Here is a 25362-nt window from a genome sequence, read left to right on the forward strand (position 1 = left end):
ACTGGCCCCCTGACCGGCTATTACGCTAACACGCGAACCGGTCCCGGCCTCATGGGGAGGCGTCCCCATAGGCCGCATCGTCAACAGTCTGAAACCGGCGCACTGGTGGTGTCCGACATCCGGATGAACCAGCCGTCGTAACTGCCGTCTTCGATCTTGAAGTAGTAGTAGTCCACCCCGCGTCGCACCGAGTGACAAATGGCATCCACAAGAGTGCCCGGCTGTAGGTATCCACGCGGATTGTCCGTGCAGCCGTGCGAGCTATTCAGGTTGTTGTTCTCGTAGGAGGCCACGCTCTCAGGACAAGTGGTCTTGGTTACGGTGGAAGGGTTGCTCGGTGTCCACGGCGGCGGCGGGGGCGGGGGCGTCACCGGAGTCGCAGCGTTCGAGGTCGCCCATTCGCCGCAGCCGCGCGGGTTGCAGGCCTTCACCTGGTAGCGGTACTGGGTGTTTGCGTTTCCGGTGGCGGTGGCGCGCTGGCTGCCGCTGGTGGAACCGTTAGCGGCGCCGCCCTCAACCCAGGTGTATTCGTAGCTGGTCACGCCTCGGCCGCCGGTGTTTCCGGGGGCGGCCCAGTCGAGGGTAAGTGCGCCGGTGCCGTCTGCTGCGGCCAGGAGCGAGGCACTCGCGGGTGCACCGGGCACGCCGTACGGCGTGACGGTGGCGCTGCCGCCGGACGGGGTGGAGTCACCCTTGGCGTTGCGGGCGACGACGGTGAAGGAATAGCCGGTGCCGTTTGTGAGTCCACCGATGTCGTATCTGCCGGCGCTGGGGACCTCTTTGTTGCCGCCGTTCCAGCTGATGATGTAGCCGGTGATGGGCGAGTTGTTCGACGACGGCGCCTCGAAGCTCACGGTCGCCATGGCATCGCCCTCGGTAGCTGACGGCGGGTTCGGCGAATCCGGCCGGTCGCGGATCACCAGGGTGATGCGACCGGTGGTACCGCGGGCGGGATCCTTGGTGGCGTCCAGAATGCTGTAGACCGCGGTGAGGGTGCCGGTGGCGCCCGGGCCGGTCTTGATGCTCACGCCGGATGAGGTGAAAGAAATCGAAGCCGTGCCGCCGCTGACGTCCTGCTCGATCGTCGCACCGACGACCTCGAGAGGCTTGCCGTCCTGCGCGAACGGGTTGTAGTCGTTCTCGAGCACGGCGATGTCCACGGTCGAGCTCGGCGTGGTCTCGATGCCGTTGCCGTTGGGGCCGTTGTCGGCCACGGCCTGCGCCACGGCGCGGGTGGATGACACCACGGTGACGTCCACCGAGCCAGGCACGGTGAACTCCTTGTAGGTGACGTTGAACTTCAGTGTGACCTTGGTGCCCGGTTTGGTTCCGAGGGGTGAGGAGACTGTGAGCTCGGCGCCCGAAATCGAGGCCGAGACATCCGTCGTTGCCCCGGTGAGGGAGCCATAGCTCAGCTTCTCGATGATGTCGGGGTTCGGGTGCCCGCTTGACGAGCGCAGGTTGACGACCTGACTGCCCTCGCCGGCCTCGACCGTGAGCTTGGACGGCGTGAAGGTGGGGGCGACGTCTTCGAAGTTGGGGTCGCCGATCGTGATCTCGATCGTGAGAGTGGCCTGGTTGCCCTGGGGATCGTCTGCGCTGGTGCCGTCGGTCACCACGAAGGTCAGTGAGCCGGGGCCGCGATAGTCAGCGGCCGCCACGAATTTGAGGGTGTTGGTGCCGGTCATGGGGTTGCTGCCGTCGCTGTTGGTGGCGGTGGCGCTCAGCAGCAACGCAGGGCGCCCAGAGGGCACGTCGACGATATCGGCCAGCACCCAGGACTTCGAGCCGTTGACCTTGATGATCTGCTCCGGCAGGTCCTTCAGGGTGGGCGGCGGGAACGTCTCTTCGGGTGTCGGCGTCGGAGTGGGCGGCGGAGTCTCTGACGGAGTCGGTGTCGGTTCGGCAGCGGGATCGGTCTGCTCTGGATCCGGTGACTCGGCAGCCTCCGGTTCCACCGGCTCCGGCTTGGGCATCGGCGGCACGATGATGAATGCCGTGGCGCTGAGGTCGTCGAGGTCGTTGGTGAGTGTGTAGGCGATCGCCTGACGGTCGTAGCTGGGCACGATCCGGACGATCCCGTTGCCGCGGACCTCGCCGGCATCGGACTGGGGCCCCTCGAGGGTGATCACCAGTTCGTCGATCAATCCGCCGGGGTTCTCTGCCCCGTCGAGCACATTGACATCGACGGGAGCGCCGGAAAGCACGTCGTCCGACTCCACAAAGTGGTCGATGGCCGTCGGCGGTATCGCCTTGGCGTCCTGCGTCACCTTCACCTGCACGAAGGCGGTGTCGGACCCGCCGTGCCCGTTGGTGATCTCGTAGCGCAGGGTGAACGTGCCCTCTTCGGCGGGCGCCACCACGATGACCCGGCTGCCGTCGACGGATGCGACGATTCCCGGATCGACCTCGGGCAGTTTCTCGGTGAGGGTGAGCTTGTAGCCGTTGGGGTCTGAGTCGTTGAGCACGACCGGGATCGACCCGGTGCGGCCGGGCTTGATCTCGATCGAGTCGTCGACGGCGTTCGGGGCCAGCAGGGTGACCGGGCGCGGGATCACGCCGATGCGCACGGTTGCCTCGGCTGTCGCGCCGAGGGTGTCCTGTACCTGGTAGGTGAACGAGTCGGTGCCGGCGGTGCCCGGGTACGCCTCGTAGATGAAGAAGTCACTGCCCTGGTCGACGATCCGGCCGAGCAGAGGCGCGCTGGTCACATCGTTGAGGTAGACCGAGTCACCGTCGGGGTCGATGCCGTCGAGGGGCACCTGCACCTTGATGGTGGAGTCGGCGAAGGTACGCATCGTCAGCGGCAGCGGGGTGGGCGGCTGGTTGGCGTCGTCGTTCTGGGCGACGACGGTGATACGCACGGTGGCGGTGGCTGTCTCCTGGAAGGCGTCCGTGATCTCATAGACCACGCTGTAGGAGCCGGCGTCCTTGGGGGCCTGGTAGCGCACCGAATTGCCGGTGACGAACGCCAGCCCGCCGGCGTCCTTGGTCTCTGCCAGGTCGGGCAGCACCGTCATGGTGGCGGAGTCGGGATGGTAGTCATTCTCGAGGACGGGCACCGTGACGATGTCGCCGGCGCGCACGCTCACGGTGTCGTCGACGGCGACGGGCGGCTGATGCTTCACCAGCGGCGGCACCGGCACCACGGTGACACCCGCAGTAGCCGTCTTCTCGCCGTCGCTGATCGTGTAGGTGAACTGCACCTGCTCGGTCAGGGCAGCCGTGGCCGTGACGCGCAGAACCGTATTGGTGAGGATTTCCACGGTGACGAGGTCTTCGGTCGCGCTGAGGTCCACGGACTGCACGGCGAGCACCCGGCCGCCGGGTGAGACGTCGTTGTCGAGCACCGGAATGGTCACGGGTTCAGCGGCGCGCAGGTACGCGGTGTCCTTCACCGCGATCGGCGGCAGGATCTCGGTCGGGTTCTCCAGAACGTCGACCCGGATCAGCCCGACGCTGGCGGTGGCGCCCGCACCGAGGCTGTAGGTGAAGACGTAACTGGCAGCCTTGTTCGATGACACCGCGATGGTGCCCCGCTCGAGGTTGGGCACTGCGGACAGATCGTTGGAGACCTCGTTGACGCCGATCAGCGACAGGGGTTCACCCGAGGGAGTGACATCGTTCTTCAACGGTTCGATCAAGACGGTCTCGCCCCGGAACACCGTGGCGAAATCGGGTGTGCCAATCGGGTTGAGGGTGCCCGGCGCCTTCACGTCGACGGTGAGCACCCCGGTCGCGGTGAGCAGGCCGTCGGAGACGACGAACTGCACCTCCTTGACCCCCAGCTCAGCCGTCTTGGACTCGAAAGTCACAAAGCCTTCCGGGCCGAACCGCACCCCGTCGCCGGTGGTCGGCGAGGCGGAGACCAGGTAGATGTCGTCACCGTCGGGGTCGATCCAGTCCGACAGCACGTTGTAGCTCACGATCTGGCCCTGCTCCACACTGATCGCCCCGGCCCGGTTCGACACCGGCTCCAGGTTCTCCTCGAGCGGGCGCATGGTCACGTTGACCTGCGCCTCGGCGACCGCACCGCGACCATCCGCCACGGTGTACCGGAACGACACCGTTCCGGCCGCATCCTTCGCCGGGGTGAACTGCAGGGCCCGGCCCCCGTCGATGTAGTCCAGCGCGCCCTGCGACTCCGAGAATCCGCTGACGTTGATCACCGTGAGCACGTCACCATCGGGGTCCGTGTCGTTCTCGAGCACCGGCAGCACCGTCGTCTTGGCCGGCCGCACACCATACTCATCGTCCCGCGCGATCGGCGCCCGGTTCACGTTGGTGCGCTCGGCCAGGGTGTCCTCGAACGATTCCTGGGCGGCCTTCTCGGTGCCGTCCTCGGCGTCCTCCTCCTCGGGCGGGGTCACCTCTTCCCAGTTCTCCACCAGGCGCATATTGGCGTCGACCAACCAGACGTTGCCATTGGAGAGGTTGTTGAGAACGATCACGTTGCGGTTCACCCGGAACTCGAGCACTGAGCCCTTAGTGTTCTTTTCGATGTTCTCCCGCAGAACCTTTTCGCCATCGCAGTCGGCCAGGTAACGTTGCCCGCCGGCCCAGGCCGCGTGCGCGCACCCGTTCAACCACACCGGCGACGACACCGATTTCGGATCGGTCACGGGCGCGTCCAACTTTGCGTCGACGGTGACGACCTCGCCGCCATCGAGCGGCACCTTCAGCAACGCCGCACCGGTGGCGACAAGCACGATCTCGTTCTCTGCGCCGGTCTGCTGCAGTTTGAGGGCCCCGGTGGGCAATTTCAGGGTGGTGCCGTCGACGACCAGGCGGTCATTCTCCGGGTCGAGCACCACCGGCTTCTCCCCCACGGCAGCGATCTGAAACTCACCGAGCTTGGGCAGTGTGCTCTCGGTGAGCCCGGCGGCCGGGTCGTCGGCCGCGGCGTCGTAGGTATACACCGTCTTGTCGGCCGCAGAGGCGCCGAACACGACACCGGTGGGAGACACGGCGATATGCCCGTCAGCTCCGAGAGTCATCACGGGATCGGAGGCCTTGGGGTCGAAGCTCAGCTCTCCGGCGGCATTGATCACCCATACCTTGCCCGACTTGGGCTCCATCACGGCGATCGAGTCGCCGCCGTAGACGATTTCGGAACCGGGTGAGACGTCCACCCTTTCGATCAGGGTGGTGAAGGCGGGGTCGATACGCTCGATCGTGCCAACGCTCTCGTCGATCAGGAAGACGTCATCGCCGTCCTGCACGATGTCGAACGAGCTCGACGCGGCGTTGACCGAGGCGTTGAGCTCTTCGATCTGCCGGTTCAACCGGCCGGCGAGCAGCTGCTTGCCGTTGGTGACCCAGACGTCGCGCGCCGTGAGGTCGACATCCGTCACTGGGAAACCCTCGTGCAGAACCGCGAACGACAACGGCACGCCGGCCAGCACTGTCAGCGCCACCACCGATGCCGTGGCCTTGCGGCCGCGCAACCACGAACTCAGGGTCCCCACCCAATTCCCCCTTGCGTGTTCCGGCCAGCGAGACCGATTACTCCCTCAGGGGGCAACCGTCCATGGGTGCCGATCACGCGTCCCTTCGAGTGGGACGTATGACTCTGGCACCTGACCGGCTCTTACGCTAACACGGCGTTGGGCGACCCCCACACGGGGATCACTCCCCTGTCGCCCCGATCTCGGCTTTGGGCGGGGCAACGGACGCGTCGGCGGCCGCGGCCAGTCTGGAATCCTCTGCGGCCCGGTCGAGCAGAACGATGTCGTCCACGCTGACCAGCCGGGTCGCGACAGCGTATTCCACCAGCCGGGCGCGCCGGTTGGTAGCCAGGTTGCCGGTTCCACCGCGCAGCCCGGCCACACCGAGCTTGTCGAGTTTGCTGCAGACGTTGTCGAGTTTGCGGTTGAAAGTCGTCATGCTCCATCCCAGTCGTGCTGCGGCCTCCGCCGAGCTGGGGATGGCGCCGCGGCCGGGCACGGCCTGGGTCAGGATGCTCTCCGATAGGGAGACGATGAGCAACCGCTGGCTGGTGGTGAGGGTGACGGGCAGGATCGTGGTGGTGCCGCCCTCATTGGACGCCGACAGGGACGTGTTGTAGAAGTCGTCGGCGGCATGAATGGTGAAATCGTAGGTAGATGAACCGGCGCTGAACATCACGTGCATGGTTTGGAAGACGATCGGCAACTTGGCGCCGGGGGCCAGCCAGGCCTGGACGGTGCCAGTGCTGTCGGACACCGTGGCCGAGAGCAGATTGCCCACATTCGCGATCCACCACATGCCGAAGTCCTCGTAGAGCCGCAGGAATGTGCGGTGCAAGTACGGGTTGTCGTCGATGGTCAGGTCGGACTCGCGCCCGATCGAGAAAGCGGTTCCGGTGTCGATGTTGTACCACTCGCCGCAGAATTCGACGCGCAGGGGCGCTCCCGACGGGGTCTCAACGGTTGCAGGCACGGTTCGCCTCCGAGATCTTGCCGTCGGCACGCTGCAGGTAGATGTCGAGGCACACGGTGCTCCCGGGAACAATCTCGCTCACGGTGATGTCGGCGGTCTTGCTGAGTGTGGGTTGGTTCGGGGTTTCGGCGCGCGCCCAGCGGTAGACGTCGCCGTCTTCCGGGTCGGGGTTGCTGACCGTGAAGGTCACCTCGGTGCCGTCATCGGAGGTTGCCGTGCCGTCGAGCACCGGCGCGGGCACGCCGGTGACGACGTTCGCCCCACCCGGGTCGACCGCCACGGGTGAGGTCGTGGGGGTGAGGGCGGAGTCGTCGGCGGGCGTGAGGGTCAGCGCGGCCACGACGGCCCCGACCAGCACCACGGCGGCGACGATCGACCCGATCAGAACCAGACGGCGTCGACGAGGCGACCCGTGCTCCTGGTCATCGTGACGGGCCTCTGGTGCCTCGGCAGCCGGTTCCTGGGCTCGGACCGCGCCGCGGGGGCGCACGACAGTTCGTTCCCGCACGGGTTCGCCCGTGCCGGGCGTCCGGCCGACTGGTTCTCTACTGCCCGGTTCGATCACCCGGGCGCCGCGAACCCGGGTCGCGTCAGCCTCGGCCGCAGTGGTGGCCGGCGCAGCCACGGGTGCCGGTGCCTGGGCGGGTATCGACACCACTGACCGGGCGCGGGTCTCGTCGTCGCCCGCGGGGGCATCCGGTTTCACGTGCTGTGGGCCGGCGATGGTGGGGATGTCGATGCCGGTGGGCGCGTAGCCGAGTTCGAGTTCGACCCGCTGCAAGGCGCGGGCGAAGTCGACGGCGGTGGCGAATCTGTCGTCCCGCCGGGTGGCCATGGCCTTGGCCAGCACCGCGACGAGGGAACGGGGAACGTCGTCCCGATCGATCGGCGTGATCGCGCCGCGTTCGATACGACCGATCAAATCAAGGGTGCCGTTGCCGCGGCCACGGATCTCGAACGGGGTCTGGCCGGCCAGCAGGGTGTGGATGGTGGCCGCCAGCGAGAACACGTCGCTGCGCACATCGGGCCGGGGGTCGTCTTCGAACATCTCCGGCGGCGACCACGGCACGCTCATGCCCACCGATTGGCTCTCGCCGGTGCCGGTGGACTCGGACCCGGCCGGACGGTGGCCGCCGGTGCTGGTCTGCACGGGCAGTTCCTCGTCGAGGCTCGACGAGATGCCGAAGTCGGTCAGTGCGGGCCAGCCGAAGTCGTTGGTGAGCACGTTGGCCGGCTTGATGTCGCGGTGCAGGATGCCGGCGGAGTGGGCGGTGGCGATGGCGCCCGCCAGGCGGACCCCGGTGCGCAAGGCGTCGTCGACGCCGAACCGTTCCCGCTTGTAGCGCTCCGCCAGGCTCGGCCCGGAGCAGTGCTCCATGACGAAGTACGGCCGGCCGTCGCCGGCGACGTCGGCGTGGTAGATCGTGACGATGTACGGATGCGTCGACAGTTGTGCCATCAGGTTCGCTTCGTCGACGAACTGCGCCTGACTGGAGGGGTTCAGCTGTTCGGTCAGCAGCACCTTCACCGCTACCCGGCGGCGCGGCAGACGTTGCTGGTAGAGGAAGACGTCGGAGAATCCGCCGGAACCGAGGATCGAGACGAATTCGTAGCCGGGCAGTTCGGGTGCGACGGAGGGTGCGCGGCGCATCACTCCTGCCCGACGGTGATGGTGATTCCGCTGCCGAGGTCGACGACGGTGCCCACGATGACGGCGGTGGGTTCACCCTGGCGCAGCTTCTGCGCCGACTTGCCGGGCAACACCACCAGGGTGCCGTTGCGGGAGTGCAGGTCGGTGACCACGACGGTGTCGCCTTCCACGGTGAAGTGGACGTGGTTGCGGGACACATCCTGGTCCGCGCCGCCGAGGCTCACCAGCCGGGGAACGAGATCGCCGGACATCTTGCTCACGCTGGGAGCCCGGCCCACCCGGATGGGCTGGGTGAGTGGTTCCCGGGTGCCGCTGGGCAGCAGTAGGTAGAGCTGGGGGCCGACGGGGGCGGCACGGGCCGGCGTCGGCTTGCGGCGCTGGGAGTCACGGAGCTTCTGGATGTCGCCGCTCATGACGGTGTGCCCGTCGTGATCACCCGGTTCGTCCAGGTCGGCGACGGCACCCGGGTCCGCGGTGGAATCGGCCGGTGCGGCTTCGGCGGCAGCCGGCCCGTCGGATTCGTCCTCTGCCTCAGGACGCACCGCGGCTTGCTCGACGCCGCGCATGACGGTGGCGCCGAACAGGTGGTCATACCCGTCGCTCGGTGTGCTCCCCACCGCAGTGGTGGCGGGTGCCTCTGCGGCCGGGATGTCGGCGTCGTCCCCGGCCGGCCGGAGGTCGGTGATGGTCTGTTCGCTGGCCGGCTCGTCGGTCGGCGGCACGGCGGTGGGCCGGGGAGCAACGGCCAGTGGCGCCGGCGCTGTCGTCGGTGCCGCGGTCGTGGCCGGGCTGCTGGCCGGGGTGGGCGGCTCGCCGATCCGGGCGGGCGCTGGCGCGACGGCGGGTCGCACGGAGGCGGGGGCAGCGGTGGCGTTCGTGCCGGCCGGCTCGAGGGTGAGCTGCAGTCGGCGGGCCCGGACCATGCCGCGCTCCAGCGGCAGGGCGAGGGCGTCCTGCCTGTCGGTGGCATCGGCTGAGCGCACGTCAACATGCGTCACGCCGTCAACCGAGCGCTCCACCCAGGTGGAGATGCCCGTTCCGGTGAGCAGAACGTCTCCGGCCGCGGTGTCGAGGCTCACCCGCACAGTGCCCCGCACGATAACACGCACGGTGGCCGGCAGGTCCTGACTCCAGGCCAGCAGGGCGAACGGAGGCGTGCGCGACAAACCCCCGGCAGTGAGCTCGTCGAGGACCGCGCGCATGCCCTGGTCGTCGGCACCCGGTGCGGACTCCCCCAGGCTCGCCCAGATTCTGGCCGCCGCGGCCGCGTCCTCCGCGGGCAGCAACACCAGGCGGTCGCCCGTGGTCGCCGCCAGCCAGTCGCCCACGTTGTCGTCGTCGTACGAAAGCACAGATCCCCCCATCGTTTCGCTTGAGTCTGGTTGTTGTCTACTGATTCGGTTCGCGCGGCCGGGTGTCTTCGAGATCGTGGTGCATCCCGCTCGACCGTTCCCGGGTGACATCGGGATCGTCGCCGAGATCTCCCAGGCTGGACTCGACCACCACGACTGTCACGTTGTCCCGGCCGCCTTTGGCCAGGGCTGCGGCGACGAGCACGTCGGCCAGCGTACCGAGGTCTTCAGGCACGGTGTGGGAGGCGAGCAGCGCTGAGATCTCCCCGCCCGAGAGCTCTTTGGTGAGTCCGTCTGAGCAGATCAGGAACGCGTGTCGGCCGGTGGCGGGCAGCAGCCAGACGTCGGCATCCACGAATTCGTCGGCGCCGATGGCCCGGGTGATCACGTTGCGGTCCGGGTGTTTCTCGGCATCCGCGGCCTTGATCAGGCCGGCATCGACCATTTCCTGCACCGCGGAGTGATCGACGCTGAGCTGTTCGAGGGTGCGGCCGTCCCAGGTATAGATGCGGGAGTCGCCGATGTTGAAGGCCATCCAGTGGAAGCCGACGTCGTCGCCCGCGTCGACGAACGCGACCCCGGCGAGCGTGGTGCCCGATACCGCTGTGCCGTAGTCATCGGCCGAGCTGAGATCGCGCACAGCGTCATTGGAGGAGTGGATCGCGTCGAGGATGCGCTCGGGGGTGGAGGGCACGTTGAGTTCGATGTGCTCGTCGAACACCCGGATGACGGTCTGGCTGGCCGCGTCGCCATGGGCGTGACCGCCCATGCCGTCGGCGACGAAGAACACCGGCGCCTGGGCCAGGTAGCTGTCTTCGTTCACTTTGCGCACCCGCCCGACATCGCTGCTGGCGCTGAAGCTGAAATGCACACTCGAGTCGCCGAGGGTGATCACGTTCTCGCCATTCACCGCCATGCGCACTCCACGAGTCGTCTCCGTGCTCGCATTCGCAAGCTCCCCTCCCCGAACGGGGGAAGTGGAGTTACCACCGTACCAACACCTGCACGGCGTTCATACGCGCTCTGACCGGGCCTATTCGCCGTCGGGACCGCTGAGCGGCGTGGAGGCGGACGCTTTCTCCCGGCGTTCGTCGCGGCGCGTCTTGATCAGGCTGGCGATTGTGGCGACCGCCATCGACACGATGATCACGGCCAGCGAGGTCCAGGTGTCGATCTCGGGCGCCCACTCGAAGCTCTCGCCATTGTTGAGGAAGGGCACCTCGTTGGTGTGCAGGGCGTGGAAGACGAGTTTGACGCCGATGAAGAAGAGGATGAACGCGATGCCGTATTTGAGGTATTCCAGCCGTTCGAGCAGTCCGCCCAGCAGGAAGTACAGCTGGCGGAGTCCCATCAGTGCGAACACGTTGGCGGTGAAGACGATGAACGGGCTCTGGGTGATGCCGAAGATCGCCGGGATCGAGTCGAGCGCGAAGATCAGGTCAGTGGTACCGATGGCGATCAGCACGATCAGCATCGGGGTGAAGAAGCGGGTTCCATCGATGGTGGTGCGGATCTTCGAGCCGTCGAATGACGGGGAGATGCGAATGTGGCGGCGCAGGTAGCGCACCAGCCCGTTGTCGGTGTCGTCCTCGCTACCCTCCTTGGCGAAAGCCTGGTGAACCGCGGTGTAGAGCAGGAACGCGCCGAAGATGTAGAAGATCCAGCTGAAGTTCTCGATCAGCGAGGCGCCGAGCAGGATGAAGATGCCGCGCAGCACCAGGGCGATGATGATGCCCACCATCAGTACTTCCTGCTGGTACTTCCGTGGCACCGAGAACCTGGCCATGATGATGACGAAAACGAACAGGTTGTCGATCGACAGGCTGTATTCGGTGAGCCAGCCCGCCAGGAACTGTCCGGCGTGTTCGCCGCCGCCGAAGATCAGCATCAAGAGTGCGAAGACCAGGGCGAGACCGACGTAGAACACCACCCACAGCGTGGCCTCCCGAATCGAGGGCACGTGGGGGCGTTTGAAGACGATCAGCAGGTCAGCGACCAGGATCAGGGTCAAGACCACCAGCGAGGTGACCTCGAATGCAATGGGCAGCTCAAGATTCACGTAACAAGGGCCTTTCAGAATGCGGCGGGATGCTGGAGTCAGCGAAAACCCGAAAGTCTCTCCCGTATCGATGAATCGACACCACCGTGCCCGGGGCCTCCACGTGGAGACCCGTATTGACGATCACGGCATAGGGCTCGGAAGATGAAGCGGGAGCCCAGAGGGATACTCCCCTTCGGCTTCCGATTCTACTCACCCGGCGGCGTCCGATCGGGCCCGCATCCGCCGATTGGTTGGCCGGTTGCCTCCTCCGGTCGGGGGATGGCCGCCCGCGGATACCGGCGTTACTGTCGCACTATGAACAACGACGAACTCCGCACGCTCGCGACCAAGCGGCTCAAGGCGCGCCGGGACTTCTACAACTACCTCGGCATCTGGCTGGGTGTCTCCATCATCGTGATTGCCGTCTGGGCGCTCACCACGCCTGGCTCGTACTTCTGGCCGATCTGGCCCATCGGCGGCATGGGTATCGCCGCATTCTTCATCGGACTTGATGCCTTCGGTCCCAGCCGCGGGATCATCACCGAGCAGGCCATAGATGAAGAAGTGGCCCGGCTGAGCCGCAACCAGACCGGCGGGCCGCGCTAGGAGAAACGAAAGAACCGGCCGCCCCGAAGGACGACCGGCCGGTGAAGCGTGCTGCTTCCGTTAGATGAGCCAGGTGTACTTCTGCACGATCGGCAGGGCCTTCCAGGTCTTGCCGAGGCCCCAGGTGTCGCCGGCGGCGAAGACGGCTACGACGATCAGCGCGAGGGCGTAGATGATGTGGTAGTCGACAAGTGGGTTGGTCGAGGCGGCGTTGGGGGTGAAGACCCACTCGGCGAGGTACATGAAGACCATGATGAGGCTGCCGGCGACGGCGCTGACGCGGAGGCCGACGCCCACCATAACGGCGAGGCCGACGGCGATCATGCCGAGCATGAAGAGGAAGTCAACCAGCGGGCTGGCGATGCCGACGAAGAACGGCTGCAGCGGGCCGGTGACGCCGGGGCTGTTGAGGAAGCCCTGGGCCGGGGTGCCACCGTTGAGCCAGGCGCGCTCTGACGGAGTGGAGAAACCGAGACCGAAGGTCTTGTCGAGGAAGGCCCAGAGGAAGATGAAGCCGATGGCGAGACGCAGCACCGCGAGGGTACGACGCTGAAGCAGGGTGGTGCCGGTCGTCGCTGTCGGGGCGACAGCGGCCCCGCGGGTGGTGGTCGTGCTGGCCATGAGAATTCATCCTCTGTGTCGGGTCGAAGTCCGGGCCATCTGGCTGCGGGCTGTGAATTCAAGACTCCCAGCCTGTTCTCAGCGTCGATAGGGCCGAACGTCCCGCGAGGTTCTCCACGTCGACTGCTCCAGCGGGTGCGCATCCGCCGCGTCAATAAAAAAGCCCGGCCCCTGCTTTCGCAGGAACCGGGCGGTTGTGACCCCAACCGGATTCGAACCGGTGTTACCGCCGTGAGAGGGCGGTGTCCTAGGCCGCTAAACGATGGGGCCGTTTTTGCAACTTCACGAGTATGCCACAGCTGGGATACCGAGTTCAAATCGAGTCGTCCTTCCGCGCGTCGCCCCGACTGGATTCCACCCCTCCGGCTCGCGCGGCCGAACGGCGGGCTCCCGGCACGCGCGTGTCGCGTTGCTGGCGGCCCGGATTGGGTATTAGCTCAGAGCATGAAGCTGACCAAACTGGAGCACGCCGCACTCGTCCTCGAAGCCTCCGGGCAGAAGCTGTACATCGACCCGGGGTCGTTCACCACTGCGCTGACCGAAACCGCGAATACCGCGGCCGTGGTGATCACGCATGAGCACCCCGATCACTGGACTCCGGAGCAGCTGAACCGGATTATCGCGATGAACCCTGGCGTGCCCATTTTCGGTCCGGCCGGGGTCGCGGCGGCGGCGGGCGACATCGCCGTGACCGTCGTCGCGGCCGGTGACACGGTCGAAGCGGGCCCGTTCACCCTGCGCTTCTTCGGCGAGAAGCACGCCGTCATCCACTCCTCGATCCCGGTGATCGACAATGTCGGAGTTCTGGTCAACGACGAGGTCTTCTACCCGGGCGACGCCTTCACCATTCCCGACGGCATCGAGGTGCAGACCCTCGCGGTACCGGCCGGGGCCCCGTGGCTGAAGATCGGCGAGGTCATGGACTACGTGCTCGAGGTGAAGCCTCGGCGCAGCTTCCCCACCCACGAGATGGGCCTGTCCCGGGGTGGCAAGGACCTCGCCAATGCCCGCATCAAGGGCGTCACCGAGCAGAACGGCGGCACTTTCTTTCCGCTCGAACCGCACGAGTCACTCGACCTGTAACCGCTTCGGAAGCAACTGCACCGCTCGCACCGCCCGCACCACCAGCACCGCCTGATCAAAGGAGATCTCATGCGCTTCTCGTTGCTCATCATCAAGGCCGAGACCCGGGAGGGCGATATCTCCGAGGAAGAACTGCCGCCGTTCCGGGAGCTTTTTGACGCCTACGCGGCATCGCTGCAGGATGCCGGTGCGCTTGTGTCGGCGGATATCTTCCGGCCTGCCGCGGAGTCCACCACGGTGACACTCCGCGGCGGCAGTCGGGAGGTACGCGACGGACCGTTCATCGACGCCGTCGAGACCCTATCCGGCAGCTTTGTCATCGACGTGCCCACCCGGGCGGCTGCGCTCGACTGGGCCGAGAAATGCCCGGCCGCGCTGTACGGCGTGGTCGAGGTACGGCCGTCGGCGATCGCCTTTCGGGACGGGCACTGGGGCAGCGCCGACTGAACAGTCCGAGCTGCGGGCGAGCTGCCGGCCGGCATCCCGTCGATCGTCGAACAGGGCCATGGCTTCATGGTTGCCCAGCACGGCACGAGCCGTAAGCCGCCGGGCCGTCAGTCTGCCTGTTCCTCCCCGGACCGGCCGACGTGGCGCCGTGCCGCGTCGGCGAGCAACCGCGCCACCTCGTCGTCGGTGGTCGCCGAGAAGTCGGTGTAAAACTGGCCGACCGCCCAGAACGTCTCCGGCGCCACGAGGTAGACGATGTCGTCGGCACCGGTCATGTCGGCCAGGGTTGCCGCGGCGATAACGGGCACCGCCAGAATCACAGATTCGGCGCCGAACCGGCGAGCCACGTCGCAGGCGACCCGGGCGGTCGCTCCCGTCGCCACACCGTCGTCGACGATCACCACCGTTCGGCCCTGCAGCGACAGCCGACGATGCCCGGGGCGCAGACGTGCCACTCGTTCGTCGAGGGTCACCCGTTCGCGGGCCTCAACGGCACTGACCTCGTCGTCGGTGACCCCGGTCAACGCGACCACCGATTCGTCGACCAGCTCCTCACCGCCCTCACCGATGGCACCCATCGCGAACTCGGGCTGGAACGGCACGCCTAACTTGCGCACGACGATCACATCCAGGGGCAGACCGAGCGCCACCGCCACCTCGTAGGCCACCGGCACTCCCCCGCGCGGAATGCCGAGCACCGTCACCTCCTGCCCGCGCAGGTAATCGAGCTGCAGGGCAAGCCGACGCCCTGCCTCGACGCGATCAGTGAAGAGCACCATGACGCCATCATCGGCCCCGGCCGGGCCGTGCGCTAGCCCCGCAGCGACACGCCCGTGACCGGCAGATACACCGCATAGTGCGTGCAGACAGGTCGTTCGCGGATGCGGCTGGCGGGTGGGATTTTCGTCGCATGAGTGGGCGCCCGCCCCTATGGAACTGTCGGGCTCCCGGCTATCGTGTCTCCAGCGTCTGGCACAGCAGAGGACGTGACCCCAAACACCTGAATCGCTCGCGCGACACTATTGAATGGAAGTCAAATGCCAGAGAGCACCCCGACCATTGTTCTTGTTCACGGAGCCTGGGCCGACGCGTCCAGCTGGAATGCCGTGATCGTGCCCCTGCAGGCTCAGGGATTCACCGTCTTGGCCCCACCCAATGAATTGCGCGGGCTGACCTCGGATGCCGCTTACATCGCATCTTTCCTCGCCCAGCGCACGAGCGGTCCGGTGGTGCTGGTAGGGCACTCCTACGGTGGCGCGGTGATCACCAACGCGGGCGCCCAGGGCGGCGACGTGAAGGCGCTCGTGTACGTCGACGCTTTCATTCCCGACGAGGGTGAGACCGTGGTCGGAATCCTCGACGGTTCGGGCTCTGCACTCGCGGTCGCCGACCCGACGACGGTGTTCGATGTGGCGGGCTACCCGGGTGCCCCTGAGGGTGCCGCCGAGGCGTTCCTCAAGCCCGACACCGTGCACACCGCGTTTGCCCAGGACCTGCCGGAGGCAGACCGGTGGACGATCGTGGCCACTCAACGACCGGCATCGTTCGTGGCCAACGTCACCCCGTCCGGGCCTCCGGCCTGGAAGACGATACCGAGCTGGGCCGTGCTGGGCACCGAGGACCGGGTGATTCCGATCGGCACACAACGCCGGATGGCCGCACGCGCGAATGCGACGATCACCGAAGTCGACGCCTCCCATGTCTCAATGGTTTCCCATCCGGAGGTCACCCTCGCCGCGATCCAGGCAGCGGTCGCGGCGATCAGCTGACGGCGACCGGTGCGGAGCGCGGCGTGAGGGCACTGGGTCGGCCGCGATAATTCCGCCCCGTAGACTGCCACCATGCTCGACTTTGTCGTCGCGGGGCTAAGCGCCAACTCCGTGCCGTATTTCGAGGGCCTTGAGCTCCAGCGCGCCGTCCATCGCACGGTGGTGTCCGGTCAACGACCGAACACCGTCCTGCTCCTCGAACACCCCGCCGTCTACACGGCCGGTAAACGCACGCAGCCGGAGGACCGTCCCACCGACGGTACGCCGGTGGTCGACGTGGACAGGGGCGGCCGAATCACCTGGCACGGCCCGGGCCAATTGGTCGGTTATCCGATCCTGCGGCTCCCCGAACCCATCGACGTGGTCGGCTACGTGCGTCTGCTCGAGGGCATCCTCATCGACGCGCTGGCCGACTTCGGCATCGACGGCAGGCGCGTGGCGGGTCGGAGCGGCGTGTGGGTCGGACCCACGGGCGCCGAGGACAAGATCGCCGCCATTGGCATCCGGGTGTCCGACGGCGTCACTATGCACGGGTTCGCCCTCAACTGCAACAACTCCCTCGAACCGTACGACCGAATCGTCGCCTGTGGCATCGCCGATGCCGGGGTCACCACTATGTCCCACCTCTTGGGCCGCTCCGTGAGCACCGAGGAGAGCGCCGAGGCCGTCGTCGCCCATTTCCGCAACCGGATGGCGGTACGGGTATGACCGCCGCACCTGAGGGCCGCCGCATGCTCCGACTGGAGATCCGGAATGCCGAAACACCGATCGAGCGTAAACCGGAGTGGATCAAGACCAGGGCCAGAATGGGCCCTGAGTACCGTCAGCTGCAGGAACTCGTGAAGAGCGAGAGCTTGCACACGGTCTGTCAGGAGGCGGCCTGCCCCAATATCTACGAGTGCTGGGAAGACCGGGAAGCGACGTTCCTGATCGGCGGCTCGCAGTGCACCCGGCGGTGCGACTTCTGCCAGATCGACACCGGCAAACCGGCTGACTACGACACCGACGAGCCTCGGCGAGTGGCCGCATCGGTGCTGGCGATGAACCTGCGCTACGCGACGGTGACGGGCGTGGCCCGTGACGACCTTCCCGACGAAGGGTCCTGGCTCTATGCCGAGACCATCCGGCAGATTCACGGCGAGAGCCCCGGCACCGGCGTGGAGATCCTGGTTCCTGATTTCACCGGCAACCGGGCCCACCTGGCCGAGGTGTTCTCCGCCCGTCCCGAGGTGTTCGCCCACAATGTGGAGACCGTGCCGCGAATCTTCAAACGGGTCCGCCCAGCCTTCCGCTACGACCGGTCCCTCGACGTGCTCAGCCAAGGGCGCGCGGCCGGGCTGATCACCAAGTCGAACCTGATCCTGGGCATGGGCGAAGAGCGCACCGAGGTCAGCCAGGCGCTACAGGATCTGCATGACGCCGGCACCGACATCATCACCATCACTCAATACCTGCGGCCCAGCCCACGTCATCTGCCGGTGGCACGGTGGGTGCGTCCCGAAGAATTCGTGGAGCTCAAGGAGGAAGCGGAGGCAATCGGGTTCCTGGGCGTGCTCGCCGGGCCGCTCGTACGTTCCTCATACCGCGCGGGCCGGCTGTGGGCTCAATCGATGGTGGCGACGGGGCGCCCCGTGCCCGAGCACCTGCGCCACCTGGCCGATGCGACGCTCGCTTTCCGGCAGGCAGTGTGAGCCGGGAACGGATGCGCCAACGCGTATCGGTCAGAAGGAGCCGATGCCCTTGCCGATCAGCACGACCCCGATCACCAGGAGCAGCACGGCCATGACGGTGGCGTTGTTGTGCACGAGCCACCTGCGGAGCGATTCGAGGGGTGCGGCCATTCGGTTCGACGCGGCCAGATAGGCGATCACCGGCACGGCGACCGTGGACGCCGCGATCAGTGTGAAGAGCACGATCACGATCGTCGATTCGCCCACGGTCAGCCCACCGGAGCCGATGGCCACGCCGGCTGCAACACCCATGAGCAGGTTCTTGGGGTTGAGTGCTGAGAGCGCGAATCCGAGTAGCAGCCCGCGCGCCGCTGTCATGGAGTCGATGGCCGCCATCCACCCCGGTAGCGCTGGTTCAGCGTCGCCATGCGGTCGCGACCGCCATTCCTTGACGGCCAGCAACAGCAAGAGCACACCGAGAATGATCTGGATGACTCCAGCAATGGGCCTGGACGCATCACCGCTGTCGGGCAGGAACGACGACACGAGCGTGAAGACGATGACAGCGACGACGATGCCGAGAACCCAGCCGACCAGGAAGCCGATGCTGGTGCCGCGTGCCTTCGGGGACAGCAGCATCAAGATCGCGGCGATGATCGGTACCGGGCTGATGGCGATACCGAGCGCGAGAGGAAGTATCTCTCCGATGACGGAACCCATGGCGTTCTCCTACTCCGGCTGCGTTGGGGTGGACAGCGCGATGATCGCCGCCCTGTTGGTGGGGTAGACCGTCTCGCTGGTGATCAGACCCAGGGTGCGCATCCGGTCGAGGGTCTGCGGCCGGGGACGGCTCACGGCGAGCGCTACCGGCCGCGCAGCGAGCCACCTCTTAAGCGAGTCGAAGGCTTCGGCCCCGGTGACGTCGATGTCGGTGACGGCCTCGAGGTCGAGCACGACGTGGCGCACCTGCGGCGTGATCGTCACGGCCGTCTTCACGGCGTCGGAGAACACGGAGCCGTTCGCGAAGAACAGGGGCGCGCTCATGCGGATGACCACCACCCCCGGCACGGTGGGCGTGCCGGCGGGGGCCGGGTCCAGCAGCGAGGAGCCGGGTTCACCGTCGGCGGCGAGCACGTCGATCGCGGGCGCGGAGGCGCGTTTGGCGAGATTGATGAGGGCGAGCACGAATGCGACGACGATGCCGGGGATGGCGCCGATGAGAAGAGTCGTGAGAAAGCAGGTCGCACCGATCAGGAACTCGAACCGGTCTTGCGTCCACAGCTGCCGGAAGTCGCGGAATCCGAGCAACGGAAGGATCGCGATCCCGACGATGGCGCCGATGGCGGGAGACGGAATGTGCTCCAACAGGGCCGTGCCGAAGACGAGCAGGAGCAGGGTCCCGATCGCGGCCACCACGGTGGGCAGCTGTGTGCGGGACCCGGCCTGATCCATCGCCGCGGTACGCGACGTCGACGAACCGACCGCGAATCCGCCGGTCGCACCGGCGGCGACATTCGCGGCGCCGAATGCGAGCAGGTCTTGATTCGGCCGAGTGGCGTACCCGCGTTTCTCGCCGTAGCTGCGGGCGACGAGCAGCCCCTCTGCCATCGTCACGAGCGTCAGCGCAATGGCCGAGGGAATCAACGCCAACCAACTCACCCAGTCCAGTACCGGCCAGGTGACCGTGGGCGGGCCGGCGTCAACGGGCCCGAGCACGGCGACGCCATACTGCTCCAGCCCGGTGGCGAGGACCACGACGGTCGCAAGGACCAAGACCACCAGCGCCCACGGCACGACACGCGCCATCCGCCGGCCGAGCACGAGCACGAGCACGGAGGAGGCTGCGATCAGCACGGACCAGCCGTTGATCGTGGGCAGTCCGTCGACCAGGCCGACAACCTTGTCGACGAATTCTCCGCCGGAATCAATCGTGACGCCGAGCATCTTCGCGATCTGGCTGATCAGGATGTCGAAGGCAAGTCCGCCAACGAAGCCGACCAGAATCGGCTTGGAGAGGAAGTTGGCGAGGAATCCCAGTTTGAACACCGCGGCAATGGCGAACATCACACCGGAGATGATGGCCTGCGCGAAGGCCATCGTCAGGTAGTCCGCACTTCCCGCGACAGCGAGTCCACCGATCGACGAGGCGACGAGGGCGGCGGCTGCGGCGTCCGGCGAGGCGACCAGCTGCCTTGAGGACACCAGGAACGCGTACACGATCGCGGGCACCACGAGGGCGTAGAGGCCGGCGGTGGGCGGTAGTCCGGCGATCTGGGCGTAGCCGATGTTCAGCGGCACCGCGATCGCGAGCAGGGTGATGCCCGCGACCGTTTCGTTGGCCGCGTTCCGCCACGTCAACCCGGCGAACGGGTGGGGCATGCTGAGTCCTCCCTGGTCGGAAGAGCAGTTGAGAAGGAACCAGCAGAGTCACCCGAGCGGTCCCGGCCGTGCGTTTGAGTGGTCGGAGCATGGACTGATCACCGACAACTGTACGCACGAACATGACGATCTGTCAGGTCTCTGGCCCTCTGCGTGGTCGGCGTGATCTGTCGTTCACCCGATGCACATCCGCGGTTAATCGACATCCAGGCGCGCAGCTTCCAGCATTGTCCGAACGGCTCTGCCGCTCCCCCGCTCTGTACACCCCCGAAAGGCGTCGCGATGATCCGTCCTATTCGAGTCCTGTCGCTGTATGAGGGTTTCTTCGCCGGCGGGGCGCGCATTCTGCACACCGACCTCATCGCGGGGCTGCACAGCGGGGCCGATCAACAGCACAGCGTGCTGTCGATCGCCTCGGCCGCCCGCCGCGAGTCGTCCATCCAGTACCTGCATGCGGACCCGCGCTATGTCCGGCTCACCGCGGCCGGCGTCGGCGTCACCACGCTGGGACGGATTGGCGGTGTTGACGCCCTTGACCCGTCCACCTTCACCGAACGCCAGCTGCGCATCGCGGCGAATGCGGTGCGCAGAGCGGATGTGATCCTGTCGTTGAAGGAGCAGCCACTCGGACTGCTGCTCGCGCTGCGCGAGCGCGGGTTGATGCCCGACATTCCGGTTGCCGCTTGCCTGCATCGATCCGACCCTGAACATTCAGGGCCAGCATTGGCCTGGCTCAACGAAGCCGCCACCACCGGTCTGGTGACGGCCGAGATTTCGTGCGCCCGATCAACCAGTGCCGCTTACGCACCCTTCCTCCCACCGACCACGGCACGCTTCGTCATTGCGAACGGGATCGACACCGACCGGTTCCGCCCCGGCACGGCGCTCGAGAATGCCCAGACGAGGACGCAGTTCGGGATACCGGCAACAGCACCCGTCGTGGTCTTCGCCGCCAGATTCGACGCGATGAAGGATCCCGGGCTCTTCCTGCGTTCAGCCGCCCTGTTCTCCCAGCAGCGCCCCGACACGCACTTCCTCGTCTGCGGCGCAGGGATGACGCTGGAGAACGAGGCATTTCGTGCCTTGCTCCACGAGTCCGGCATCAGCGATGCGACACATCTGCATGCCCTCGGCATCCGCGATGACATGCCGTCGATCTACCGGATAGCCGACATCGTCGCGCTCACCAGCGCCTTCGGCGAGGCGTCGCCGCTGTGTCTCCTCGAAGGCGCAGCATCAGGTGCGACACCCGTCACCACGGATGTCGGTGACGCCGCAGTATCCGTGCAGGACATCGGGTTCGTCACACCAGCCGACCCTGCCGTCATCGCGGCCACCTGGAGAGACGTGCTGAGCCGGCGCCACGACCTCCGCGGTCGCAGCCTGGGCGCTCGCGCCCGATTCGGACGCCAGCGGATGATCACCGAGTACGCCGACGTCGTTGACGCCCTTCTCGAGCGCAATCGGGTCGCGGCCTGAACGCTCAGCGGCGGGCGTCGCGTGCGGTGATGGTGATCAGTCTGCGGTCGTGGCGTTGCCGCGATACTCGTCTTCGGTGATGTGCTCGAGCCAGATCGTGGTTTCGGCGGGGTCGTCGGCGCCCTCGAGCATGGCAATGTGCTGCATGTACGAATTCTCCGGTGCGGAGTGGAAGTGTTCTTCGCCGGGCGGAGTGTAGATCGTCTGGCCGGCGTGCACCTCGATGATCTTCCCGTCGCGGGTGCCGAAGCGCCCGATGCCGTCGGTGACCCGAAGGTACTGGCCGCGGCCGTGGGAGTGCCAGGCGGTGCGGGCGCCAGGGGCGAAGCGCACGGTGGCGACGACCATCCGCTGGCCCTCTTCGTGCGGCAGGGCGATGGGATCCAGCCACACGTCGCCGGCAAACTGTTCCGGCGGGTTCTTGGTGGTGGGAATTGCGGGCTCGATGTTCATGGAGCGCTCCTTCTGATCGGATGGGCAGAACCACCACGCTAAGAGGCACTGGCGGGTTCTGGGAGTCCCTGTGAGTCACCCCCTCAGCCAGCTCCCGCAACGCGGCGCGCGACAAAGCGACGGCCCCACCCACGATCAGACCGCGCCGCCGCTCTCAGTGACTGTCAGCCCTGAGTTCCGCCGCCTTCTTGACGTACTCGTTGTCGGCATGGTCTGCGAACGCTTCCTCCTGGCTCGGGATGCGGCGCACCTCCAGCTTGGAGCCCGGCCCGAGTGGAGCACGGCTCGCCCACTCGGCGGCTTCCTGCTGGCTCGAGACCTCGAGGATCCAGAACCCGTTGAACAATTCATGCGTCTCGCCGTACGGTCCGTCGGTCACGATGGGCTTGTCGCCGGCGAAATCGACCACGACGCCTTCGTCCGCCGGTGCGAGGCCGCCCGATGCGCCCTTTTACTATGACGTCGAACGGGATCGACCGAAATAGCCATCACCGCGCACATCCGTCCCGTTCCGGCGACAGTGACTCAGCGCATCCAGAAGTCCTCCGGGCGCCGTCCCGGCGTGAACCCGAACGATTCGACCATCGCCATCGCCTCGGGAAAATTCGCCGCAACGGAACCTGCGTCGTGAGCATCGCTGCCGAACGACACCTCCTGCCCGCCCTCTTCTGCCCACCAGCGCGGAATCCATGGCCAGAGACGGCGCGTGTTCATCTCGAGCGCTCGTCCTGATTCAGCGATCGCACGCATCGCGCCGCGGAACCCTTCTTCGAACCGCCCCGGGTCGAACGGGCCGGCTGTGAACACCGGCCACGACCGAACGGCGTAGTCGATATGAGTGAAGACCGCGAACGAGTCGGACCCGCCGACCATTCGAGGGATCTCCGCGAGGTACTCCCACATCACCTGGTCAGCCGGTAGGTGGCGGTACAGCGTGGTCGGCTCGGAGCGGTCACCATCCGTGAACGAGAGCATGTGCAGGGAGCCGTTCACGCGATCGATCACACCACTCCGCAGCAACGACGCCGCCCGGGCGTCCCAGATGTGCGGCTGCCCGAACTCGACTCCGGTCAGGATTCGGAGCTCCGGGAAGTCGTGCCGACACCGATCGATCGCGGCCAGGTATCCATCGACGTCGAACGGTGGAAGCCTGACATATCCCTCGTCATCGACGTAGCGCTGGCCGTGCTCGCCGATATCACCGGCGTCCACCTTCCACGCATCCTCGAAGTCGAGGTGCTCAGTGAAGACGATCGCCGGCAGCCCGATGCGCACCGCACGTTCGCAGATCCGATTCATGGCGCCCGCCGAGGCAGGGTCCGACCCTGCATCCCACGACCACTCGCTGTGAACGTGAGCGTCTGCCGTCAAGGTCATACCGCACACCCTAGCCAAGGCGTGATCGACGCACTCGCGTCAGCGACAGGAGAAACCATCCACCTCGGGCGACTCGCAACCGTGCGCGCGAGCGGCTATGCCACCCATCAGACGCTAGGCTCCTCGAGCCGGAATCCGACTTTCAACGTGACCTGAAAATGAGCCACCTTCCCGTCTTCAATGTCACCGCGAGTTCCGACGACTTCGAACCAGTCAATGCTCCGAATCGTCTCGGATGCTCGTTCGATCCCATTGCGAATTGCTTCATCCGTGCCGTCAGGCGAGGTCCCGACGATCTCGATCACCCTGTAGGTGTGGTTGGCCATGACTGTCACTCCTTCTTGATTCACTCAAAGGTCGATGCACCGAGATTACGTGCTTGCTCTCTGGCTCGCACCCGGAGGACCGAAATCTCTCGAACGTCCGAGCTAGACTCGTGGCACCGGAAGTAAAACCGTGGGCTTTCGCTCACGCTCGTACGCCGCTCCTAGAGCCGCCACTTCTCCCCTAGAAGGAGAATGTGAATGAGCGTGCAGAACGAATCACCAGACAAGATCCAGGGGTCTCCGACCTCATCTCATCCAGGCCGTCCCGAAACGCTGAGAGCTGCTGCGGTCGCACTGGCGGGCCTGTCGGCGGTATTCCTGTTCGAGATGCTCGACAATTCGATCCTGAACGTGGCACTTCCCACGATCGGGCGTGAACTGAACGCGTCGGCCACCGGTTTGCAGTGGGTCACAGGCGCGTACGCGGTCGTCTTCGGCGGGCTGATGCTGCTGTTCAGCGCTATGGCAGACCGGTTCGGGCGCCGACGAGTGATGCTGGTGGGTCTCGCTCTGCTGGCTCTCTCCAGTCTCGCCACCGCATTCGTCACGACGCCTGAGCAGCTCATCGCCGTCCGTGCCGCCATGGGCGTCGCCGCGGCGATGACCACCCCAGGGTCCATGGCTCTTGCGTTCCGTCTCTTCGACACGGAGTCCCTACGCGTTCGCGCGCTCACGCTCATCTCCACGGTGGGTCTCGTGGGCTTGGCTGTAGGCCCAACCCTCGGGGGCTTCATCCTGGCCATCGCGCCGTGGCAAGTCCTGCTGCTGATCAACATACCCCTCGCCGTACTCGCGTTCATCGGAATCAGGATCGGTGTCGCCAAGGATCTCCCTGAGGAACTACACCGCGACCCTCTCGACGTCATTGGGGCGCTTCTCGGCACCGCCACCATCGTGCTGGCGCTCATTGCTCCAACCCTGTTCCTTGAGGAAGGCACCGGATCCTGGATGCCGTGGGCGGCGGCTGGTGGTGCCGCGGCTGCGGCGATCCTCTTCGTCGTTCGCGAACGCACCGCTCGCTACCCCCTCCTCGACGTGAAGCTCATCGCACTGCCGTTGGTGTCCAGCGGGCTGGCCTACAAGGCCGCGTCGGGCCTCGCGATCGCCGGTATCGGCTACATGGCGACCCTGCAGCTCCAATTCGCCTGGGGATGGCCGCCGGCCCTGGCTGCAATCGGCCTACTCCCCCAAGTCGTCGTGCTCCTCTTCAGCGGCCGCATCGTCGGACCGTTCCTGCGGAAGGTTGGAATGAACCACGCAGCGTGGATGAGCGCCGCATCCGTGGTTCTCGGCCTTGCCGTCTTCGCCGCGGGAAGTCGCTTCGGCTACATCTGGATCGCCATCGCCCTCGTGCTCGTCGCCGCAGGCATGCGTGTGGTCGGAGTGGTCGCAGGCACCAACGTCATGACTGGCCTGCCGGCGAACCGCACGACCATAGGCGCAGCTCTCGTCGACACGTCCAGCCAAGTCGCGACGGGAGTCGGGATCGCCGTGACCGGTACGATTCTTGCGGCGCTCTTCACCGGCGACATGTCATCGTCCACCTGGAGCGTGCGCCAAGCTGCGACCTTTCAGGACGGAGTCACCGTAGCCGGGTTCACCCTCACCGCCGCGGCCGCCGCCCTCGTCCTGGTCGGCATGGCGCGGAGCCGAACCCGTCGCCCCGCACTCTGACTGGGCATTTTGGG

The 25362-nt window shown here is 66.4% G+C and carries 22 protein-coding genes and 1 tRNA gene; 8 read left to right on the forward strand and 15 right to left on the reverse strand.

Annotated elements, in window-relative coordinates; all coding sequences use genetic code 11:
• Window positions 1-80 precede the first annotated feature (80 nt).
• The 6 genes from CTB96_RS14860 to CTB96_RS14885 all read right to left on the reverse strand — a co-directional run bounded on the left by CTB96_RS14860 (window position 81) and on the right by CTB96_RS14885 (window position 11482).
• On the reverse strand, window positions 81-5468 hold the full coding sequence (locus CTB96_RS14860; protein ID WP_110127611.1) for an Ig-like domain-containing protein: 5388 nt from the start codon (window positions 5466-5468) through the stop codon (window positions 81-83).
• Window positions 5469-5628: 160 nt separating this feature from the next.
• Window positions 5629-6420 carry an FHA domain-containing protein gene (locus CTB96_RS14865; protein ID WP_248283391.1) on the reverse strand — a complete coding sequence of 264 codons (792 nt, stop codon included), beginning with the start codon at window positions 6418-6420 and terminating at the stop codon, window positions 5629-5631.
• Window positions 6404-8071, reverse strand: a complete 1668-nt coding sequence (locus tag CTB96_RS14870) for a serine/threonine-protein kinase (protein WP_110127612.1) — start codon at window positions 8069-8071, stop codon at window positions 6404-6406. Before CTB96_RS14870 ends, CTB96_RS14865 begins: the two co-directional genes overlap by 17 nt.
• Complete coding sequence (locus tag CTB96_RS14875) at window positions 8071-9423, reverse strand: FHA domain-containing protein (protein ID WP_181397273.1); 1353 nt, start codon at window positions 9421-9423, stop codon at window positions 8071-8073. Before CTB96_RS14875 ends, CTB96_RS14870 begins: the two co-directional genes overlap by 1 nt.
• A 37-nt stretch (window positions 9424-9460) precedes the next feature.
• Entirely contained in the window at window positions 9461-10339 is an 879-nt protein-coding gene (locus tag CTB96_RS14880) for a PP2C family protein-serine/threonine phosphatase (RefSeq protein WP_110127614.1), read from the reverse strand.
• A gap of 117 nt (window positions 10340-10456) precedes the next feature.
• Window positions 10457-11482: a TerC family protein gene (locus CTB96_RS14885; RefSeq protein WP_110127615.1), complete on the reverse strand. Its 1026-nt coding sequence runs from the start codon at window positions 11480-11482 to the stop codon at window positions 10457-10459.
• Between the two features lie 297 nt (window positions 11483-11779).
• Between CTB96_RS14885 and CTB96_RS14890 the strand changes: the two genes are divergently transcribed.
• Window positions 11780-12070 carry a 2TM domain-containing protein gene (locus CTB96_RS14890; RefSeq protein WP_181397274.1) on the forward strand — a complete coding sequence of 97 codons (291 nt, stop codon included), beginning with the start codon at window positions 11780-11782 and terminating at the stop codon, window positions 12068-12070.
• 60 nt (window positions 12071-12130) lie between these two features.
• Here CTB96_RS14890 and CTB96_RS14895 read toward each other — a convergent pair whose 3' ends face one another.
• Both CTB96_RS14895 and CTB96_RS14900 read right to left on the reverse strand, forming a co-directional pair.
• Window positions 12131-12691, reverse strand: a complete 561-nt coding sequence (locus CTB96_RS14895) for a DoxX family protein (protein ID WP_181397275.1) — start codon at window positions 12689-12691, stop codon at window positions 12131-12133.
• Window positions 12692-12888: 197 nt separating this feature from the next.
• A tRNA-Glu gene (locus CTB96_RS14900) sits at window positions 12889-12961 on the reverse strand.
• A gap of 174 nt (window positions 12962-13135) precedes the next feature.
• Between CTB96_RS14900 and CTB96_RS14905 the strand changes: the two genes are divergently transcribed.
• Complete coding sequence (locus CTB96_RS14905) at window positions 13136-13774, forward strand: MBL fold metallo-hydrolase (RefSeq protein WP_110127617.1); 639 nt, start codon at window positions 13136-13138, stop codon at window positions 13772-13774.
• Window positions 13775-13843: 69 nt separating this feature from the next.
• A complete protein-coding gene (locus CTB96_RS14910; protein WP_110127618.1) occupies window positions 13844-14221 on the forward strand; it encodes a YciI family protein in 378 nt (125 codons plus the stop codon).
• A gap of 107 nt (window positions 14222-14328) precedes the next feature.
• Here CTB96_RS14910 and CTB96_RS14915 read toward each other — a convergent pair whose 3' ends face one another.
• On the reverse strand, window positions 14329-15000 hold the full coding sequence (locus tag CTB96_RS14915) for a phosphoribosyltransferase (protein ID WP_110127619.1): 672 nt from the start codon (window positions 14998-15000) through the stop codon (window positions 14329-14331).
• A gap of 258 nt (window positions 15001-15258) precedes the next feature.
• Between CTB96_RS14915 and CTB96_RS14920 the strand changes: the two genes are divergently transcribed.
• The 3 genes from CTB96_RS14920 (at window position 15259) to lipA (ending at window position 17681) form a co-directional block, all read left to right on the forward strand.
• On the forward strand, window positions 15259-15990 hold the full coding sequence (locus CTB96_RS14920; protein WP_110127620.1) for an alpha/beta fold hydrolase: 732 nt from the start codon (window positions 15259-15261) through the stop codon (window positions 15988-15990).
• Between the two features lie 72 nt (window positions 15991-16062).
• Complete coding sequence (lipB, locus tag CTB96_RS14925) at window positions 16063-16698, forward strand: lipoyl(octanoyl) transferase LipB (RefSeq protein WP_110127621.1); 636 nt, start codon at window positions 16063-16065, stop codon at window positions 16696-16698.
• The gene (lipA, locus tag CTB96_RS14930; protein WP_110127622.1) at window positions 16695-17681 is read left to right on the forward strand and encodes a lipoyl synthase; all 987 of its coding nucleotides are present in this window, start codon (window positions 16695-16697) and stop codon (window positions 17679-17681) included. The genes lipB and lipA overlap by 4 nt, the downstream gene beginning before the upstream one ends.
• Window positions 17682-17711: 30 nt before the next feature.
• On the opposite strand, the gene CTB96_RS14935 is transcribed toward lipA, so the two are convergent.
• The gene (locus CTB96_RS14935; RefSeq protein WP_110127623.1) at window positions 17712-18380 is read right to left on the reverse strand and encodes a GAP family protein; all 669 of its coding nucleotides are present in this window, start codon (window positions 18378-18380) and stop codon (window positions 17712-17714) included.
• Window positions 18381-18389: 9 nt separating this feature from the next.
• Window positions 18390-20039: a SulP family inorganic anion transporter gene (locus tag CTB96_RS14940; RefSeq protein ID WP_110127624.1), complete on the reverse strand. Its 1650-nt coding sequence runs from the start codon at window positions 20037-20039 to the stop codon at window positions 18390-18392.
• Window positions 20040-20192: 153 nt separating this feature from the next.
• Here CTB96_RS14940 and CTB96_RS14945 point away from each other — a divergent pair, with 153 nt between their 5' ends.
• The gene (locus CTB96_RS14945) at window positions 20193-21518 is read left to right on the forward strand and encodes a glycosyltransferase (protein WP_248283392.1); all 1326 of its coding nucleotides are present in this window, start codon (window positions 20193-20195) and stop codon (window positions 21516-21518) included.
• A gap of 36 nt (window positions 21519-21554) precedes the next feature.
• Here the strand turns inward: CTB96_RS14945 and CTB96_RS14950 are convergent, their stop codons facing one another.
• The 4 genes from CTB96_RS14950 to CTB96_RS14965 all read right to left on the reverse strand — a co-directional run bounded on the left by CTB96_RS14950 (window position 21555) and on the right by CTB96_RS14965 (window position 23674).
• Window positions 21555-21971 carry a cupin domain-containing protein gene (locus tag CTB96_RS14950; protein WP_110127626.1) on the reverse strand — a complete coding sequence of 139 codons (417 nt, stop codon included), beginning with the start codon at window positions 21969-21971 and terminating at the stop codon, window positions 21555-21557.
• Between the two features lie 154 nt (window positions 21972-22125).
• Window positions 22126-22380: a YciI family protein gene (locus tag CTB96_RS14955; RefSeq protein WP_110127627.1), complete on the reverse strand. Its 255-nt coding sequence runs from the start codon at window positions 22378-22380 to the stop codon at window positions 22126-22128.
• 116 nt (window positions 22381-22496) lie between these two features.
• Entirely contained in the window at window positions 22497-23348 is an 852-nt protein-coding gene (locus CTB96_RS14960; protein WP_110127628.1) for a PHP domain-containing protein, read from the reverse strand.
• A gap of 107 nt (window positions 23349-23455) precedes the next feature.
• On the reverse strand, window positions 23456-23674 hold the full coding sequence (locus tag CTB96_RS14965) for a dodecin (protein WP_110127629.1): 219 nt from the start codon (window positions 23672-23674) through the stop codon (window positions 23456-23458).
• A 198-nt stretch (window positions 23675-23872) separates the two neighbouring features.
• Here CTB96_RS14965 and CTB96_RS14970 point away from each other — a divergent pair, with 198 nt between their 5' ends.
• A complete protein-coding gene (locus CTB96_RS14970) occupies window positions 23873-25348 on the forward strand; it encodes an MFS transporter (protein ID WP_110127630.1) in 1476 nt (491 codons plus the stop codon).
• The last annotated feature ends 14 nt before the right edge of the window (window positions 25349-25362 follow it).

It is taken from the genome of Cryobacterium arcticum, from assembly GCF_003185895.1.
GTDB lineage: Bacteria > Actinomycetota > Actinomycetes > Actinomycetales > Microbacteriaceae > Cryobacterium > Cryobacterium arcticum.

Bases quoted from the DNA above. Each gene is read 5' to 3' on its own strand.
- CTB96_RS14870 (WP_110127612.1), bottom strand. From the start codon at position 8,071: ATGCGCCGCGCACCCTCCGTCGCACCCGAACTGCCCGGCTACGAATTC.
- CTB96_RS14880 (WP_110127614.1), bottom strand. From the start codon at position 10,339: ATGGCGGTGAATGGCGAGAACGTGATCACCCTCGGCGACTCGAGTGTG.
- CTB96_RS14890 (WP_181397274.1), top strand. From the start codon at position 11,780: ATGAACAACGACGAACTCCGCACGCTCGCGACCAAGCGGCTCAAGGCG.
- CTB96_RS14895 (WP_181397275.1), bottom strand. From the start codon at position 12,691: ATGGCCAGCACGACCACCACCCGCGGGGCCGCTGTCGCCCCGACAGCG.
- CTB96_RS14905 (WP_110127617.1), top strand. From the start codon at position 13,136: ATGAAGCTGACCAAACTGGAGCACGCCGCACTCGTCCTCGAAGCCTCC.
- CTB96_RS14910 (WP_110127618.1), top strand. From the start codon at position 13,844: ATGCGCTTCTCGTTGCTCATCATCAAGGCCGAGACCCGGGAGGGCGAT.
- CTB96_RS14915 (WP_110127619.1), bottom strand. From the start codon at position 15,000: ATGGTGCTCTTCACTGATCGCGTCGAGGCAGGGCGTCGGCTTGCCCTG.
- CTB96_RS14920 (WP_110127620.1), top strand. From the start codon at position 15,259: ATGCCAGAGAGCACCCCGACCATTGTTCTTGTTCACGGAGCCTGGGCC.
- lipB (WP_110127621.1), top strand. From the start codon at position 16,063: ATGCTCGACTTTGTCGTCGCGGGGCTAAGCGCCAACTCCGTGCCGTAT.
- lipA (WP_110127622.1), top strand. From the start codon at position 16,695: ATGACCGCCGCACCTGAGGGCCGCCGCATGCTCCGACTGGAGATCCGG.
- CTB96_RS14935 (WP_110127623.1), bottom strand. From the start codon at position 18,380: ATGGGTTCCGTCATCGGAGAGATACTTCCTCTCGCGCTCGGTATCGCC.
- CTB96_RS14940 (WP_110127624.1), bottom strand. From the start codon at position 20,039: ATGCCCCACCCGTTCGCCGGGTTGACGTGGCGGAACGCGGCCAACGAA.
- CTB96_RS14950 (WP_110127626.1), bottom strand. From the start codon at position 21,971: ATGAACATCGAGCCCGCAATTCCCACCACCAAGAACCCGCCGGAACAG.
- CTB96_RS14960 (WP_110127628.1), bottom strand. From the start codon at position 23,348: ATGACCTTGACGGCAGACGCTCACGTTCACAGCGAGTGGTCGTGGGAT.
- CTB96_RS14965 (WP_110127629.1), bottom strand. From the start codon at position 23,674: ATGGCCAACCACACCTACAGGGTGATCGAGATCGTCGGGACCTCGCCT.
- CTB96_RS14970 (WP_110127630.1), top strand. From the start codon at position 23,873: ATGAGCGTGCAGAACGAATCACCAGACAAGATCCAGGGGTCTCCGACC.